At 43.7% G+C, this 16,394-nt stretch carries 13 protein-coding genes and 1 tRNA gene; 6 read left to right on the top strand and 8 right to left on the bottom strand.

Annotated features, from left to right (window positions below):
• Positions 1–60: 60 nt before the first annotated feature.
• Entirely contained in the window at positions 61–684 is a 624-nt protein-coding gene (locus tag SVI_RS16260) for a glutathione S-transferase family protein (protein WP_013052702.1), read from the top strand.
• Between the two features lie 117 nt (positions 685–801).
• On the opposite strand, the gene SVI_RS16255 is transcribed toward SVI_RS16260, so the two are convergent.
• The 4 genes from SVI_RS16255 to SVI_RS16240 form a co-directional block, all read right to left on the bottom strand.
• Positions 802–1,302 carry a DUF4447 family protein gene (locus tag SVI_RS16255; protein ID WP_013052701.1) on the bottom strand — a complete coding sequence of 167 codons (501 nt, stop codon included), beginning with the start codon at positions 1,300–1,302 and terminating at the stop codon, positions 802–804.
• A 136-nt stretch (positions 1,303–1,438) separates the two neighbouring features.
• Positions 1,439–1,840 carry an SMI1/KNR4 family protein gene (locus SVI_RS16250; protein ID WP_013052700.1) on the bottom strand — a complete coding sequence of 134 codons (402 nt, stop codon included), beginning with the start codon at positions 1,838–1,840 and terminating at the stop codon, positions 1,439–1,441.
• A gap of 66 nt (positions 1,841–1,906) precedes the next feature.
• Positions 1,907–2,695 (bottom strand): RelA/SpoT domain-containing protein, encoded by a 789-nt coding sequence (locus SVI_RS16245; RefSeq protein WP_041420427.1) that lies wholly within the window; start codon positions 2,693–2,695, stop codon positions 1,907–1,909.
• Between the two features lie 199 nt (positions 2,696–2,894).
• On the bottom strand, positions 2,895–4,973 hold the full coding sequence (locus SVI_RS16240; RefSeq protein WP_013052698.1) for a M13 family metallopeptidase: 2,079 nt from the start codon (positions 4,971–4,973) through the stop codon (positions 2,895–2,897).
• Between the two features lie 427 nt (positions 4,974–5,400).
• Between SVI_RS16240 and rsuA the strand changes: the two genes are divergently transcribed.
• Positions 5,401–6,090 carry a 16S rRNA pseudouridine(516) synthase RsuA gene (gene rsuA / locus SVI_RS16235; protein ID WP_013052697.1) on the top strand — a complete coding sequence of 230 codons (690 nt, stop codon included), beginning with the start codon at positions 5,401–5,403 and terminating at the stop codon, positions 6,088–6,090.
• A 77-nt stretch (positions 6,091–6,167) separates the two neighbouring features.
• On the opposite strand, the gene SVI_RS16230 is transcribed toward rsuA, so the two are convergent.
• Both SVI_RS16230 and lhpI read right to left on the bottom strand, forming a co-directional pair.
• Complete coding sequence (locus tag SVI_RS16230; protein WP_013052696.1) at positions 6,168–7,118, bottom strand: DUF4097 family beta strand repeat-containing protein; 951 nt, start codon at positions 7,116–7,118, stop codon at positions 6,168–6,170.
• A gap of 245 nt (positions 7,119–7,363) precedes the next feature.
• Positions 7,364–8,320 carry a bifunctional Delta(1)-pyrroline-2-carboxylate/Delta(1)-piperideine-2-carboxylate reductase gene (gene lhpI / locus SVI_RS16225; protein WP_013052695.1) on the bottom strand — a complete coding sequence of 319 codons (957 nt, stop codon included), beginning with the start codon at positions 8,318–8,320 and terminating at the stop codon, positions 7,364–7,366.
• A 272-nt stretch (positions 8,321–8,592) separates the two neighbouring features.
• Between lhpI and SVI_RS16220 the strand changes: the two genes are divergently transcribed.
• Positions 8,593–10,455: a methyl-accepting chemotaxis protein gene (locus tag SVI_RS16220; protein WP_013052694.1), complete on the top strand. Its 1,863-nt coding sequence runs from the start codon at positions 8,593–8,595 to the stop codon at positions 10,453–10,455.
• A 223-nt stretch (positions 10,456–10,678) separates the two neighbouring features.
• Here SVI_RS16220 and SVI_RS16215 read toward each other — a convergent pair.
• Together SVI_RS16215 and SVI_RS16210 are read right to left on the bottom strand one after the other, a co-directional pair.
• Positions 10,679–10,754: transfer RNA gene (locus SVI_RS16215), tRNA-Phe, on the bottom strand.
• Between the two features lie 257 nt (positions 10,755–11,011).
• Positions 11,012–11,773 carry an outer membrane protein assembly factor BamD gene (locus tag SVI_RS16210; protein ID WP_013052693.1) on the bottom strand — a complete coding sequence of 254 codons (762 nt, stop codon included), beginning with the start codon at positions 11,771–11,773 and terminating at the stop codon, positions 11,012–11,014.
• Between the two features lie 122 nt (positions 11,774–11,895).
• Here SVI_RS16210 and rluD point away from each other — a divergent pair, with 122 nt between their 5' ends.
• From rluD to clpB, 3 genes are all read left to right on the top strand, one after another.
• Positions 11,896–12,870 (top strand): 23S rRNA pseudouridine(1911/1915/1917) synthase RluD, encoded by a 975-nt coding sequence (rluD, locus tag SVI_RS16205; RefSeq protein WP_013052692.1) that lies wholly within the window; start codon positions 11,896–11,898, stop codon positions 12,868–12,870.
• Between the two features lie 17 nt (positions 12,871–12,887).
• Positions 12,888–13,607, top strand: a complete 720-nt coding sequence (gene pgeF / locus SVI_RS16200) for a peptidoglycan editing factor PgeF (protein ID WP_013052691.1) — start codon at positions 12,888–12,890, stop codon at positions 13,605–13,607.
• Between the two features lie 120 nt (positions 13,608–13,727).
• A complete protein-coding gene (clpB, locus tag SVI_RS16195) occupies positions 13,728–16,301 on the top strand; it encodes an ATP-dependent chaperone ClpB (RefSeq protein WP_013052690.1) in 2,574 nt (857 codons plus the stop codon).
• Positions 16,302–16,394 lie beyond the last annotated feature (93 nt).

The raw sequence follows: 16,394 nt of genomic DNA, 5'->3' as shown, positions 1-16,394 counted from the left end.
ATACCGATTGGTATTAGCTGTAGCCTTTTTTTTATCAGTACGTCATCAATGGGAGTGAGAATGATCAAGTTATATGGAGTACCCCGAAGTCGTTCACTACGCGTGTCATGGACCTTAGAAGAGCTGGGTTTGGATTGGCAGTATCACTATATTAACTTCTCCAAAGGCGATAGCCGAAGCCCAGGCTTTCTTGCTGTTAATCCTGGTGGCAAGGTTCCTGCCTTGGTCGATGATGAGTTAGTGGTGACCGAATCGGCCGCTATTGTCATGCATCTAGCCGAGAAATATGGCAAAAGAAAGCTGTTACCTGAGCCTGGCAGTGACGCTTCTGCTTTACATCATAAGTGGGTGAGTTTTATCATCACTGAGCTTGAGCAGCCACTGTGGACCATAGGCAAGCATAAGTTCGCACTGCCCGAGGAGCTGAGGCAAGAGAGCATGTTCCCTGTGGCGAAGTGGGAGTTTGATAAGGCGGCTGCTATTGCCGAAAATTGGCTGCCTGAGTCCGATTTTCTGTTAGGCGATGAGTTGAGCGTTGCCGATATCTTATTGGCACACACCTTAGCCTGGGCCACTCGATTCGAGCAAACTATTCCGCCTAAGCTGGCTGTCTACCGTGATAGGCTTGCTAAGCGTCCCGCTATGGCTAAGGCCCTTGAGAAAGAGATGGCCGGGGCTGAATAGCTTATATTTTAATATCGCCTTTTGAATCATCTCTGGAATAGAGTAGGCGTAAAAAAAGCATCTATTTAGATGCTTTTTTATTATTCTTTTCGCAACTCGCAACTCGCAACTCGCAACCTATATCTGTGTCGCCGCCCATTTTGCTCGGATCTCGCGGCTCTCTTTTAAGTCTTCTTTCTCACGGTAAGCCTTGTAAGCTTCGACATCGAGAGCCACCAGGGTCACGTCGACTTCAAGTACTAGCTTACACTCTTTCTTGATGCGCCAAGCAGACGTGCTATAAAGCTCGGCTAGTGGCAATGAGCCTAAGAATTCAGGATTATACTGAGCGTAGATGGCTTGGGTCGGATAGACGACAAAACTAAGGCGACGCTTAGGCTCTTGCTTGAACAGCTCTTCGATACCATCACAGGTGTTGAGTACTTGCATCTCGATGATTTCGTCTATCGCTAACAACTTCTTCTCGGCCAGTCCCGATACGGGCTTCTCACCCGCTTCCCAGGCGATTACATCAGCTTCACTGGCTTTGCTAAGCTCAGCTACTTGAGCATGTGTTAGGCCAAGAGACAGACGTAGAAACTTAATTTCGATGGCATTTAAGCCGGTATTCTTTGACATTGTTTTTCCATAAATATTGAGTGTCTATACCAAGACTTATTCGCACTATTAGTACTCGAATTCTAGTGCTGGAATAATTATTCTCGGATAGATAAATGTGCTGGGTTAGCACCTAGACTTCTCCTAGGATAGAGACCTAGCTCTGCAACCAGACATGTTCAGCCCATTGCCAGAAAGATTCCCAGGTTTCGCTTTCGAGCTCATCTTCGCTCCAGAGCATGACCTGACCTTCCTGATCGATACAGTAGAAGCTATTGCCCTGCTGACATATGGCTACGTATTCACGTGACATGCCGATTGACCAAGCATAGGCGGTCACTTCGGCAAGGTAGGTGTGGGAATATGGGTCGCTGGCGGTTACGGGCTCTAGGCTCCCGTAGATAACATCGCTGGCATAGAGTAGATATTCCTTTAGCTCGGGAGGAAGAGGCATTAAAATTTCCTCTTCGACCACTACAATTTGTTCAAATGTAGGCAGTTCTAAAGGGATAGGAACGGTTTCACTCAGTTCCTGAAGTTGCTCTATGATCTCGTGCATTGTCTCATCGCTGATTATAAGTTTATGGCTTCAAGTATATCTTGTCTGAGTGGGTATTGTTAGCGCTTAAGCGACCGATGCGGTGATCAAACTTGCGGCATCTATGCGTTTATATTGTAGCCAAGCTTTGTGATATTGCTTGTGGGAGACTTGGCGAAGGCGTGTTATCTGAGCCTGCTCAATGTCATTTAATGGCCGCTCTTGGCTCATGGCGCTCGTTTCTATGGCTTGCACCTGTTCATAGACCCTATGCTCGGCACCATTTTTGATATTCGCTATCCCACTTAAGTGCAGTTGAACTTCGGCAATCATCTGCGACTTAGGTAGCCTGATGAGTACATTGAGATCACGATAACCTGAATCTTTAGGAGAAGCGAAGCGATTCTTGACCTTGATGACTTGAGTCTGGCTGGTTAAGGCCTCATAGGCTGAGACTAGGTCATGGATATTATTGGTTACTATGCTGGCTCTGGCAAGGTCGGTGAGTAGGCTAGCATCACCATAAAATTTAGCCTTAACCTTTTCGCTGGCTCTGGAATAACTCTTAATACCAGGAAGTTGAGCTTCAATCTGAGTACCCGTTGAAATATCCATTAAAATTTGCGCCAATTCGTCTTGAGCGGTTTGCGCCTGTGAGTAGAGGACGTCGAGATCTGTGCTAGTTTGTCTGGCTGGGTGGTATTCAAGACTGGATATAGATGTGAGTCCCAAAAGGTTTTTACTGATTGCTTGCCTAGCGGCATAACTATCACTCTTCTCTTTTACACTGGACTTGAATTCGTTTGTGGCAGCAAATCCTGTCCGGGAGGACAGTAGGAGTAGAAAAATAAAGAAGGTGCGAAACAAGCGATTCATACTGTTTATCAACATCAAATTAGCCTCATTACTTGAAAAATAGGAAGTAAAACTAAACGATGTAGTCAATTTAAACCTAGTTAGCTTAATCTAGGCTGAATGAAGAATTAACTTTCATTCATGTTAAGTTTATTTTTCAACAGACATAAAAAAAGAGCGCCTAAGGCACTCTTTTTAATTGATAAATCAGTTCAGCTGATTACCAGATTTTTACACGTTTTTCTGGCGCTATATACATGGCATCGCCTTGTTTTACGTCGAAAGTGGTGTAGAACTGAGGCATATTAGATAAGGCGCCCAGTGAACGGAACTTAGCTGGCGAGTGTGGATCTGTGGCTACACGATTACGCATAGACTCTTCTTTTATTTTTGCACGCCAGATCTGAGTGAAGCCGATGAAGAATCGCTCGTCACCGGTAAGGCCATCGATAACAGGTGCTTCTTTACCATCCAGTGACTTCTTGTATGCCCTATAGGCGATAGTCACACCGGAAAGGTCGCCGATGTTCTCACCTAGAGTAAGCTCGCCGTTCACATTAAGATCATCAAACACTGAGTAGCCATCATATTGTGCTACGAGTGCTTTACCGCGAGTGGCAAACTCAGAGAGGTCATGCTCGGTCCACCAGTTACGCATATTGCCTTCACCATCAAATTTTGCGCCTTGGTCATCGAAGCCATGACCCATCTCGTGACCGATAACCGCACCAATACCGCCATAGTTAACGGCGTCATCGGCTTGCATGTCGAAGAAAGGCGGTTGAAGGATAGCTGCTGGGAATACTATCTCGTTCATGGTTGGGTTGTAGTAGGCATTCACCGTTTGTGGGGTCATATGCCATTCCCACTTGCGGATCGGACCTGCAAGTTTTTCTAGCTCTTTTTCGTGACCGAGTTCGTTGGCGCGAATATTGTTACCGATAAGATCGTCTGCCTTGATAGTCAGCTTAGAATAATCTTCCCATCTATCTGGGTAACCTATCTTAGGATCAAATTTAGCCAGCTTGTCTTTGGCTTCGATTTTAGTGCCGGCACTCATCCATTCTAAGTTGTCGATACTGGTGCCATAGGCACCACGTAGGTTCTCAACCAGAACTTGCATGCGCTCTTTCGCGGCAGGTGTAAAGTGGCGCTTAACGTAAACTTTGCCGACAACCTCACCTAATACATTGTTGACAGTGCTCACACCACGCTTCCAGCGAGGCTGTTGCTCTGCTTGGCCGTTGAGCGTCTTAGAGAAGAATTCGAAGTTTTCATGATCTAGCTTACCTGTCATTTCACCGGCGAAATGAGTCAGTAATTGCCACTTCATGTAGGTTTGCCAGGTTGACAGTTCATTGGCTTTTAGGACTTCATTGAAGCCTTCAATAAAGCTAGGCTGATTGATGATGATATCTTTTTGATCTTGGACGCCTAAAGTTGTTAGGTAAGCAGTCCAATCGAAGTCAGGTGCGAGCTTAGCTAGGTCTTTAACCTGATAAAGGTTATAGGTCTTAGTGCTGTCGCGGGTCTCGACAACGTCCCAATGTCTGTTAGCTATGGCAGTTTCCAGTGCTAAAATCTGCTCTGCACTGGCTTTAGGATCGTTAAAGCCAGCGATAGTGAACATCTTTTCTATGTGCTCGACGAAGGCTTTACGAATATTAACAAAGCGTTCGCCATCGTTAAAATAGTAATCTTTCTCTGGAAGACTGAGACCATATTGCCAAATGTGTGTGGCGTAGCGGCTCGAGTCTTTGGCATCTACATCTATATAAAGAGCAACTGGTGTACCGCTGCCTATGAGCTGACTATGGGCGAAGTAACCGACGAGATCAGACTTAGTCTTTAGGGCGTCAATTTTATCCAACTCGGCTTGAATAGGGGTAGTGCCTAGTTGGTTTAATGTGTCAGTGTCCATAAATGAGCGATATAGATCGGCAACTTTTTGCTCATCGCTTCCGGCAACAAGATTAGGCGTAGCGGCGACTTCTTCTATGATAGCTTTTACATCGTCTCGGGATTTTTCACGGAGATCATAAAAAGCACCTGCGCTAGTTCTATCACTTGGGATTTCGGTGGTTTTGAGCCAAGTACCGTTTACGTAACCGTAGAAGTCGTCTTGAGGACGAATAGACTTATCGAAGTTAGTGAAATCAATGCCAGAAGTTAATGCCTTCTGTACGGCCGTAGCCGTCTTACTGGCTTCGGGAGCTTTAACTTCAGCTTCCTTATTATTGCATGCCGTCAGGCCTACTATCAGTGAGGCACATAGGCCTCCAACGAGTACTTTTTTCATGCTGTTTCCTTTATTGCCCATTATAGGGTTATTTTTATTGATGTGACTTGATCATGTAGCTAATTGTGCCGAGTTTATATATGGCTCATGTCTGCACATTTAGCTAGGCTTAAATACTAAAAAACCAACAACTAGATATGAAATACCATGTTTTTGGTGATAGATGACATATTACTATAGATGTTAAGGCTATACATGGAATGTAAACAAGGTGTCAGTGTTAGATAAACTCGGGTATAGGGGGAACTTGTGTAAGTAAAGGTTTCCTTTAATGGGAGAGGAATTAGCATGGCTAGCAAGATAAGTCCTAGTGTTTAATTCCCCTCATGTGGATGAGCGCAAGATTAACTTAATGGCAAAACTTTGCCCTTTATCGAAGAGACCTTCATAATGGCGCCACTTTTTATCTAAAACTTGAGAAACCTAAGTGCGTTTAGACAAATTTATCTGTGAATCGACTGAGCTCACCCGCTCATTTGCAAAGAAAGCCTTACACCGTGGTGATGTGACTTGTGATGGTGAGGTGGTTAAGAGTTCAAGTTTTAAAGTAAAAGCGGGACAAATTATATGTCTAGACGGTAAGGTTATCTCTGTTGTCGGCCCAAGGTTTTTGATGCTGAATAAACCTGCGGATACCATCTGTGCCACATTTGATATAGTGCACCCAACTGTCATCGACCTTCTCGATATCGAGAAAGCAGATACTCTGCATATTGCTGGCAGATTAGATATAGATACCACAGGGCTTGTGCTGATCACTACCGATGGTCAATGGTCTCATAAGATCACTTCGCCAAAGAAAGATTGCGGCAAGTGTTATCTGGTTACATTGACTGATGAACTCGATGCCTCATTAGTCGAGACATTCGCTCAAGGTGTTGAGTTAAGAAATGAAGATGGTCTGACCAAACCTGCGGTACTGGAGATTATTGACTCACATCATGCTCGCTTAACGATTACCGAAGGTAAATACCATCAGGTGAAGCGTATGTTTGCTGCTGTAGGTAATAAAGTCGTGGGTCTACATAGAGAAAGCGTCGGTAAGATAGTGTTAGACGATGACTTAGCCCCAGGCGAGTGGCGTTTCCTGACCGATGAAGAGATTGCATCTGTTTAGGCTTTGCTAACTTGAGATAATTGTTCCCAAAGGGCCTTGATATAAGGCCCTTCGTTTAGCCTTCATTTTAGACTAGGCTAGATTTTTTTAATCAGCTCTATGTCTCCGCTTATGGTGCTTACCTTGATATCAGCCCTTGGCTTGCCTATTTGAAATGTTAGATATGAGCTTGGTGAGTATTTCTTTTGGCTTGGTTTATCTTGGCTGTAACGATTATAGATTTTGCCACCCGGACCACCATTGAGGCTAAACTTGGCATTGATCGCCTGAGGTAACTCGAGTTTAATGTCTCCGCTGACACTCTCCAAGCTAGCGACAGTGTCGAGTGCCGAGAAAGACAGCACAATATCACCACTCACACTGTGTACCTCAAGTTTGTCGACTTTTTCTAGCATGACCCTTCCGTCACCAGATACTTGCTCGACTGTCACCTTAGTTGCTCTCGAACTGGCGTTAATTTTCCCGCTGACAGATTTATAACTTATCTCACCATCACTATTCTTATCTTTAATAGTGCCTGACACTGTGTCTAACTTGATATTTCCTTTCAAGCCATCGGAGTTGATATCGCCGGATATGGTGTGTAGTTGGACTTGATCGGTGAGCTTGATGGCCTTGATATCACCACTGACCGTGTTAACCCTGATATCCCCCTCAAGATTTGACAGGTTATAGCTAGATGAAATTCCCTTGGCGTATAAGCTTAGCTTGCTTGGAACTGTGATGATCAATGACGAGCCGCTATTATTCTTGCCACTAAATTGTTGAGGCATCTTATCTTCCAGAGTGACTGAGTTACCTTGCAGTTCCAAAATGAATCCTTGGCTGAGTTCATCTAAGGTTCCTTGGACACTGATCTCTTGTCTATCCCAGCTTTTAATTTTGACATCGCCTCGCAACACTTTGACATTGAGCCTGAGGACATCTGTTACCTTGATCTGCTTGTCGATACTCTGTGCGGCTTGGCTTAAGTGACTTAAAAGCAATAAGGGGATGAGTAAATAGTGAGTGATGTTTGCCTTTATCATACTAGCTATCCTTATTAATTTAGTGAAGCCGTGAGCTTCATCCCTTCGCTGTAGGATGTCCTGCACTGACTCCAAAGCAAAAGTTAAATAATATGTGACTGAGGTTAAGGGGGTTAACGAAAGATATAGCACTTAACGATTTTAGTGAAGTGGACGCAGCGGATATGACTTGAGAAACAGTAGATTTGAGTAAAAAGTATGAGAATAGGGAAGAGAGCCTTCCCTTTTATTAATGGGAGAAGTTTCTATTTTTCTGACTGTAATTGGGAATAGACCAGTTGAGCACCGACGAGATCGGCCAGAGCCGTGCCAACGGTTTTAAATAGTGTTATCTCTTGTTCGTTTTTTCGACCCGATACCTGATGTTTACACAGTTGAGCGAGCTCACCCACGACAGAGTCAGTGCTATAAACACCTTCTTCAACTGGGATAAGCAGTTCACCGGCTTCCGCAAACACATTAATTTTTGAATCTACATATACAGATGACTTCAAGATAAGATCTGTGTCGCACTCGCGCTTATCATGATTATGATTACCGACGAAATCCGTATGAGTGCCAGCTTGTACCCAGTCACTGTTAAATAATGGAGTCGGTGAGCCTGTTGCGCAGCTGATGATATCTGCAGATTTTACAGCCTTTTGCATATCATCACAGACGGTCACCTTAATATCTGGTCTGGCTAAGCTCACAGCGTCGACGATTTGTTGTGCCTTGTTTGGATCTCTGCCCCAGATGGATATTTCATCGATAGGGCGGATACTCGCATGGGCTAAGGCCATATATGGGGCGAGACGCCCGGTACCTAAAACCAGCAGTTTACTGGCATCTTTCCTTGCTAAAAAGTCAGCACCTAAAGCCGAAATAGCCGCTGTGCGCCAGTAAGTAACACTGGTTCCGTCGACTAAAGCTTGAGGAACTCCGGTTTTACGATCAAATATCATGATTTTGGAATAGAGACTTTGCAGTTCACTACTCTTAGCTGGATTGTCAGGAAAGTAGGTGAATGCCTTAACCGCTATGGTCTTTTCGTTCCATGAGGGCAGAACCGCGAATGCATCGCTGTGAGATGAGTTCTCATCTAGGCTGAATACCTGTCGTTGGGGCATGCCTGCAGGTTTGGAGAAGGTCTCTCTAAGCTCTGAGATAAGTGTTGGAAAGTTTAATGTTTGATTAACTGTGTCAGCATCTATTACCTGCATACAAACTCCTTTTTATTCTTGGGATATTGTATATCTTGACAGAGGTAAGATAAAGAGTCTGTTTTAATTTCGATTTGGTTTTTCCTGTTGCCTATAGCTTCATGTTAATGGTTTCTTTGTGGTTTTCATGTAAAAAATAGTTGATATATCTCCCGTTATGGATAATATTGGTGACATATATTGTGACACTTTTGTTACAGTGCAATATTTATTTACCTTTATATAAATTTACGACTATTTTTAAAAGAGTGCTTGTTTTAGGGGACCCCAATATGCTCATTCGTCATAAGTTGTTATTAAGTGCTACCGTTTCAATCCTTTCGTTGGTTGCCATGTTTGGTTTACAGCGTTATTCCAGCTCAGTTCAGGCCGAGTTGTCGTTAGGTGCCCAAAATGTCATCGAACTAGAAAATGAAGTACTTAGCCTGAGAAAAAACGAAAAAGATTTTTTTGCTCGCTTAGATATGGAGTATTTAGATAAACATAAGGCGAATGCAAATGATATGCATGCTGTGATGAACAGCTTGAGGGAGGAGTTCGTCATGTATGATATTCCTACCGATGCCCTAGATAGTTTCGATAAAAGTATTCAGTACTACAAGAAGTCTTTCGAAACTGTGGTGCAGCTGCAGCAGCAAATTGGCCTAACGCCGAAATCTGGGCTGTATGGCACCCTGCGCCAAGCGGTGAGGGATGTTGAGACTTTAGTTAAAAAATATGATCAACCAGGCTTGATGGTATTGATGCTACAGTTAAGACGTAATGAAAAAGATTTTATGTTACGTCGTAAAATGAGTTACACCGTGAAATTTGATAGTAATATTAGTCAGTTTCAACTGCTTTTATCATCGTCTTTATTAGACCCGATCGCTAAGGACCAGATTTCCTCCCTTATGAGCAGTTATCAGAAAGACTTCGCGACTTTAGTCAATAAAGAGCAAGCTTTGGGATTAACCCAAGATGACGGCTTGATGGCTGTACTACGTGATGCAATAGCAACTGCCGAGAATGATTCTAATACCTTGAAAGATCAGGCGCTAAGGGCGATTCATGACGCGGAAACGTCGGCATTCACTCTAAGCATGACAGTGTTTATCCTGATAGCCATGATCTTATGTAGTTTTACCTTCTTTATCATTCGCAGCATCATGGACCCGGTGAATAGGATAACCAAGGCTATTTCGAGCATAGAGAAAAATAAGGACTTATCTATACGCTGTGATGCTAGGTCTGATGATGAGTTAGGTCAGATTGCTAGACACTTTAATAGTATGGTCGAGAGCTTTCAGTGCTTGATTGAAGAGGTGAATGAGTCTGTACAGATCATGAATCATTCATGTGGTGAACTCTCTATGAATGCGGCTAAGGCATCCGAAGGAGTCAGCCAGCAACTCAATGAGACAGATATGGTTGCGACGGCAATTACCGAGATGGGTGCGACCATCGATGAGATAGCTAAAAATACCGAACTCGCAGCCGATAGAGCCAGCAATACCCATGATAATGCTCAGAAGGGGCAACTGGGTGTAGAGAAAACCATTGAGAAAATTCAATCTTTAGCCGAGCAGTTAAATGGTTCAGCTCAGGTGGTTTCAGATTTGGAGAAAGACAGTGAGACCATAGGTAGCGTGCTTGATGTTATCAGAGGCATTGCCGAGCAGACGAACCTGTTGGCACTTAATGCTGCTATTGAGGCTGCCAGAGCCGGGGAGCAAGGACGTGGTTTTGCCGTGGTAGCCGATGAGGTCAGAAGTCTGGCCATGAGGACTCAGGAGTCTACAGAGGAAATTGCCAGTATCATTCAGACACTGCAAGCAAGAACTCGTTCAATTGTGCAGTTGATGGAAGCAACTCAGAAGCAAGGTGGAGAGAGTGCCGAACAGGCCGCTTCTGCTGGAACGCTATTGCAGCAGATTAACTTAGATGTCACTAATATAATGGACATGAGTACTCAGATTGCCGCCGCAATTGAGGAGCAGAGTATGGTTGCTTCTGAAGTGAATAAAAATGTGGTTATAATTAGGGATATTGCTCAAGACTCGGCAACGGCTGCCGATGAGAATGCCCGTGCTTCGGATGAAGTTAAGTCTCGTGCCGAGTCACTGCAACAAGCGGTGAGTCTGTTTAAAACATAAGGCTGAGAAGCGATAGTGCTAAGCTATCGCTTTACTTCGTTCTTGAACTGAACCTATTAGGAATGAGAAGTTTTAAGCCTCATAAGTATAAGCCTCATAAGTATAAGTCTTAAAAATCTAAGTTCCGGCAGCATAAGTTTAGAAACAGTAAACTACAGATACAAAAAAACCTCGCATAGCGAGGTTTTTTTGTTTTAGTCGCTAAGAGCGCCTAAATGAAATATGGTGCCCGAACCCGGAATCGAACCAGGGACACGAGGATTTTCAATCCTCTGCTCTACCGACTGAGCTATTCGGGCAACGGGCGTCATTAGAATGCTTTTTAGGATTCTAGTCAACTACTTTCGTTGTATTATCGGCAATTACTGCTTGTTTGTAGGTATTTCGTGCAGTTGACATGGTGGTGAGTGTTTATTCTTACTTATAGCTATGGCTAGAGTGCGGCGTGAATATGCTCAGCTCTTGCTTTGGATATTTGTGACAGATACAAAAAACTCCCAACTTAAAATTAAGTGGGAGCTTTAATATTTAGATAATACAGACTTCTTTGAAGTAGTTAATCAGCCAATCTTTTATTGTCCGGATAATTAGCTTTCATCACAGTCAGTACATTATTCTTCAGCTTTTCTTGCCCTAGTTCACCATAGGCGTCAGCCATTATCTCTAATGCACGTTCTGTCGATGAGGTACCTGGATAGGTTTCCATCACAGATTGGGCTCTGATCGCAGCAGCACTCCAAGCATTCATCTTCATGTAATATTCGGCGACATTAATTGAATATTTAGCAAGTCTGTTTTTAAGATATTGCATACGCTCGGCTGCATCATTGGCATACTTGCTGTTTGGGTAAGATTTGATCAGGCGATCGAAATCTTTAAACGCATTAATGGCCACCTGAGGGTCTCGATCTGTTCTATCGATATTGAGCATATCGTGGAACATATAGCTATCAGACTGCATATTAACCAATCCACGCATATAATAGACATAGTCTATATCTTTATGGGTAGGGTTTAGCCGAATGAAACGATCTATATTTGCGATTCCCGAAGCGGGGTCATCTAGTTTATAATAGGCGTAAATCAGATCTAACTGCACTTGAGTCTTGTGTGGCCCAAATGGGTAGCGAGAGTCTAATGCTTCAAGAGAACGAACTGCTTTGCTGTAATTACCAAGCTCCATAGAGGTTCTAGCTTGGGAGTACAGTACATCAGGTGATGTTTTACTGGCCTTAAGTTCTTCATCTGGGCTACTACTACAAGCCGTAATGGCTATTGAAAATAGGGCTAATACAGCACCTTTAGCAAATTTATGCATACTTAATTTCGATTCTTTTAAAGTTATAGTTAAGATTTTTTCCATTTCGATATAAAATAGAAACAATTCGATTGTAACAGATCGCTCACATTTTTGGACCCCGAAAAACGGGTACGGTTCCTATGACACAAGAGATTAATCTAAAAAGCGAGATAACAGCAACACAAACTGGACAAAGATTAGATCAAACTTTGGCTGATTTGTTCCCTGATTACTCACGTACACGTATCAAAGAATGGATCTTAGATGGTTCAGTGACTATTGATGGCGATGTTTCAAATAAGCCCAGAGAGAAAGTGCTCGAGGGGCAGATCGTTGTAGTGGGTGCGACCTTAGTTGAAGAAACTACGGCTAAAGCCCAAGCAATTGATCTTAATATTGTCTATGAAGATGATCATATCTTGGTCATCAACAAGCAGGCAGGCTTAGTGGTTCATCCAGGTGCCGGAAATAGTGATGGCACGCTTCTGAATGCTCTACTTCACCATTGCCCAGGTATCGAGCTAGTGCCTCGTGCCGGTATTGTACATCGTCTGGATAAAGATACCACAGGACTCATGGTTGTAGCTAAGACTGTTGAGGCTCAGACACATCTTGTCTCGGCTTTGCAGGCTCGCGAGATCACTCGTGAATATGAAGCCATAGTATTGGGGTCACTTATTTCTGGGGGGACAGTCGATGAACCTATCGATCGTCATCCGACTAAACGTACCCATATGGCTGTGGTGTATTCGGGTAAGCCGGCAATGACTCACTTTCGTGTAGCCGAGAAGTTCAGAGCACATACACGTTTAAGATTGCGCCTGGAATCTGGAAGGACTCACCAGATACGTGTGCATATGGCTCATCTTGGGCATACCTTAGTTGGTGATCCTGTGTACGGTGGACGTCCAAGACCGCCAAAAGCTGTTACTCCAGAATTTTTCGATGTTTATATGAACTTTAAACGTCAGGCGCTACATGCAATCAGGCTTGAATTAGCTCACCCATATACCTGTGAAATCATGAGCTGGCAGGCTCCAGTTCCAGAGGATATGGTGATCTTAACTAAAGCGTTAAGAAAAGATACGGAAGACAACCCGTCATCAATCTTATAAATAGACGGATTCTGTAGATGACCACAAGCTGGCATATTCCTGAAGGCGTTAAGATTGCTTTCACAACCCGTCATAGTGGAGTGAGTAAAGCTCCCTATGGGAGTCTTAACTTAGGGCTACACGTGGGTGACGTACAGGAAGATGTACTGGTAAATAGAGCGCTCATCTGTGAGCGCTTGAAATTACCTTCAACCCCAGCTTGGTTAGAGCAAGTCCATAGCACTAAAATCGTCGAGGCTGATAATCAGCGGCTTGTTTGCGCTGATGCCAGTTACACCAAAAGTAGGCAGCAAGTCTGTGTCGTTATGACCGCAGACTGCCTACCTGTGCTTATTTGTGATAGGCAAGGCAAGCAAGTTGCCGCCATTCACGCAGGTTGGCGTGGGCTGTGTGACGGGATTATAGAGGCTGCGTTAGAGACGTTTTCCACAGAAAATTCACAGCTCATTGCTTATTTGGGACCAGCCATTGGCCCTGATGCGTTTGAAGTTGGAGAGGATGTGAGGGAGATGTTCATGCAATTACACCCCGAAACCTCAACGTTTTTTAATGCCACTGAATCCGATGGTAAGTTTTTAGCCGATATTCAAGGCTTGGCAAAATTTCGACTTCAGCTAGTCGGTGTGGATCAGGTATATTTGAGTCATGCTTGTACTTATAAAAATGAAGCCGATTACTTTTCCTATCGCCGAGACGGTATAACAGGACGCATGGCGTCATTCATCTGGTTGACTTAAGCTAGTTAATTAACAATATACTGGTCTATCTTACAGTTTAAAGCTTGAAAAAATCCAAAAACACCCCATCTTTTAACTATATAAAGTAAATTTAGTCTTAGTTATTATTTTGGAGACTCTATGCGACTCGATCGTATGACCAATAAATTCCAAACAGCGATTTCCGATGCCCAATCACTGGCATTGGGGCGTGATCACCAGTTTATTGAACCTATACATCTGATGATGGCACTTCTCAATCAAGATAATGGTTCAATTCACCCCTTACTTACTCAGGCCGGAATTCTGGTTAGCTCATTGCGTTTGATGATAAGCCAAGAGATAGAACGTTTACCTCAAGTTGATGGCGCTGGCGGAGATATTCAATTATCACAGGCACTGATACGCCTATTAAATCTCTGTGACAAACTTTCCCAGAAGCGCAAAGATAAATTTATTTCCAGCGAGCTATTTATTCTAGCTGCACTGGAAGGTAATGATCTTCTTGCCCAGAAGCTAAAAAAGGCAGGCGCAACTAAAGGTTTGATGGAGCAGACCATCAAACAGATCAGAGCTGGTAAAACTATTGACGATCCGAATGCCGAAGATCAACGTCAAGCGCTTAAAAAGTTTACTGTCGATCTGACCGAGCTTGCCGAGCAAGGCAAACTGGATCCTGTTATAGGTCGAGACGATGAGATCCGTCGTACAATTCAGGTATTGCAGCGTCGTAGTAAAAATAATCCTGTATTAATAGGCGAGCCTGGCGTGGGTAAAACTGCGATAGTCGAAGGGCTGGCACAAAGAATCGTTAACGGTGAAGTGCCTGAAGGTATCAAGAATAAGCGAGTGCTCTCATTAGACATGGGTTCATTAGTGGCTGGGGCTAAATATCGTGGTGAATTCGAAGAACGTTTAAAAGCTGTTCTTAATGAGCTTTATCAAGAAGAGGGTCAAGTCATCCTCTTCATCGATGAGTTACATACTATGGTGGGAGCTGGAAAAGGCGATGGTGCCATGGACGCGGGTAATATGCTTAAACCAGCCCTTGCAAGGGGAGATCTTCATTGTGTCGGGGCGACGACATTAGACGAGTACCGCAAATATATAGAAAAAGATGCCGCTTTAGAACGGCGTTTTCAGAAGGTGTTGGTTGAAGAGCCCAATGTAGAAGACACTATTGCTATCTTACGTGGACTCAAGGAACGCTACGAGTTACATCACCATGTTGAGATCACCGACCCTGCAATTGTAGCCGCAGCAAGTATGTCAAATCGATATGTCTCAGATCGTAAGTTGCCCGATAAAGCCATAGATCTCATCGATGAAGCAGCATCTAGTATCAGAATTCAGATCGACTCTAAACCAGAAGTACTAGATAAGTTAGAGCGCAGAAGCATCCAGCTTAAAATAGAGGAGCAAGCACTCGCTAAAGAAACTGATGAAGCGAGTATTCGCCGCTTATATTCACTGCGAAAAGAGTTGAAAGATGTCGATGCTAAAGCCGCTGAGCTTAATGAAATCTGGCATACAGAAAAAGCAGCGCTTGCAGGAACTCAACATATAAAGGCGGATCTAGAGCAGGCAAGGCTGAATCTCGATGTGGCGAGGCGTGCTAGTGATTTGACTCGTATGTCTGAATTGCAATATGGCCGTATACCAGCGCTAGAAAAGCAATTAGATCTTGCGGCGCAAGCCGAGATGCAAGATATGACTTTATTGAGGCACAAGGTAACTGATGTCGAAATTGCAGAGGTGCTATCTAGAGCTACGGGGATCCCAGTCGCTAAAATGTTGGAAGGAGAGAAAGAGAAACTGCTGAATATGGAAGAAGCCTTACATCAAACGGTTATTGGGCAGAATGAAGCCGTAGATGCGGTTTCAAACGCAATTCGTCGTAGTAGAGCTGGCCTTGCCGATCCCGAACGCCCTATAGGATCATTTCTGTTTTTGGGACCAACTGGGGTAGGTAAGACCGAGTTGTGTAAGTCTTTGGCTAAATTTTTATTCGATACAGAAGCCGCTATGGTACGTATCGATATGTCAGAGTTTATGGAGAAGCACTCAGTTGCACGTTTACTCGGTGCGCCTCCAGGTTATGTGGGTTATGAAGAGGGTGGCTATTTAACTGAAGCGATAAGAAGAAAGCCGTATTCGGTTATACTTCTCGACGAAGTTGAAAAAGCTCATCCTGACGTATTTAACATTCTATTGCAGGTGCTAGATGATGGTAGATTGACTGATGGCCAAGGCCGTACTGTCGACTTTAGAAATACGGTTATCATCATGACGTCAAATCTTGGCTCTGACATCATTCAAACCCGATGTGGCTCTCTGTCATACAGTGAGATGAAGGCTGAGGTCATGAATGTTGTAGTTCATAGTTTTAGACCTGAATTCTTAAATAGAATCGATGAGACCGTAGTATTTCATCCTCTGGATGAGAAGCACATTGAATATATTGCTAACATTCAAATCCAAGCTTTACAGCAGAGACTTACCGAAAAAGATTTTGAACTCATTATTAGTGAAGATGCATTAGCCTTGATTGCTAAGGCTGGTTTCGATCCTGTATATGGAGCTAGGCCTTTGAAAAGGGCCTTGCAGCAGGAAGTTGCTAATCCACTGGCTCAACGGATTTTAAGCGGTAGCTTAGTGCCTGGTAAGCCCATTAAGCTTGAGTGTTCGGGAGGAGAGTTAGTCTTCCTGCAGTAAGGCATCCCATGAGAGTTAAGCCTGCTTAATATATAAGCCAGCTTGGAACTCTTGTGTTTTTTTCATAAATTCAATTAGTATATGTTGAGTTTA

It is taken from the genome of Shewanella violacea DSS12 (assembly GCF_000091325.1).
Taxonomy (GTDB): domain Bacteria; phylum Pseudomonadota; class Gammaproteobacteria; order Enterobacterales; family Shewanellaceae; genus Shewanella; species Shewanella violacea.
Note: the sequence above shows the minus strand (reverse complement) of the source record. Positions and strands in the feature narration are given on the sequence as shown.

Coding starts and splice junctions, on each gene's coding strand:
- SVI_RS16260 (WP_013052702.1), top strand. CDS start 61: ATGATCAAGTTATATGGAGTACCCCGAAGTCGTTCACTACGCGTGTCA.
- SVI_RS16255 (WP_013052701.1), bottom strand. CDS start 1,302: ATGTCAAAGAATACCGGCTTAAATGCCATCGAAATTAAGTTTCTACGT.
- SVI_RS16250 (WP_013052700.1), bottom strand. CDS start 1,840: ATGCACGAGATCATAGAGCAACTTCAGGAACTGAGTGAAACCGTTCCT.
- SVI_RS16245 (WP_041420427.1), bottom strand. CDS start 2,695: ATGAATCGCTTGTTTCGCACCTTCTTTATTTTTCTACTCCTACTGTCC.
- SVI_RS16240 (WP_013052698.1), bottom strand. CDS start 4,973: ATGAAAAAAGTACTCGTTGGAGGCCTATGTGCCTCACTGATAGTAGGC.
- SVI_RS16230 (WP_013052696.1), bottom strand. CDS start 7,118: ATGATAAAGGCAAACATCACTCACTATTTACTCATCCCCTTATTGCTT.
- lhpI (WP_013052695.1), bottom strand. CDS start 8,320: ATGCAGGTAATAGATGCTGACACAGTTAATCAAACATTAAACTTTCCA.
- SVI_RS16220 (WP_013052694.1), top strand. CDS start 8,593: ATGCTCATTCGTCATAAGTTGTTATTAAGTGCTACCGTTTCAATCCTT.
- SVI_RS16210 (WP_013052693.1), bottom strand. CDS start 11,773: ATGCATAAATTTGCTAAAGGTGCTGTATTAGCCCTATTTTCAATAGCC.
- rluD (WP_013052692.1), top strand. CDS start 11,896: ATGACACAAGAGATTAATCTAAAAAGCGAGATAACAGCAACACAAACT.
- pgeF (WP_013052691.1), top strand. CDS start 12,888: ATGACCACAAGCTGGCATATTCCTGAAGGCGTTAAGATTGCTTTCACA.
- clpB (WP_013052690.1), top strand. CDS start 13,728: ATGCGACTCGATCGTATGACCAATAAATTCCAAACAGCGATTTCCGAT.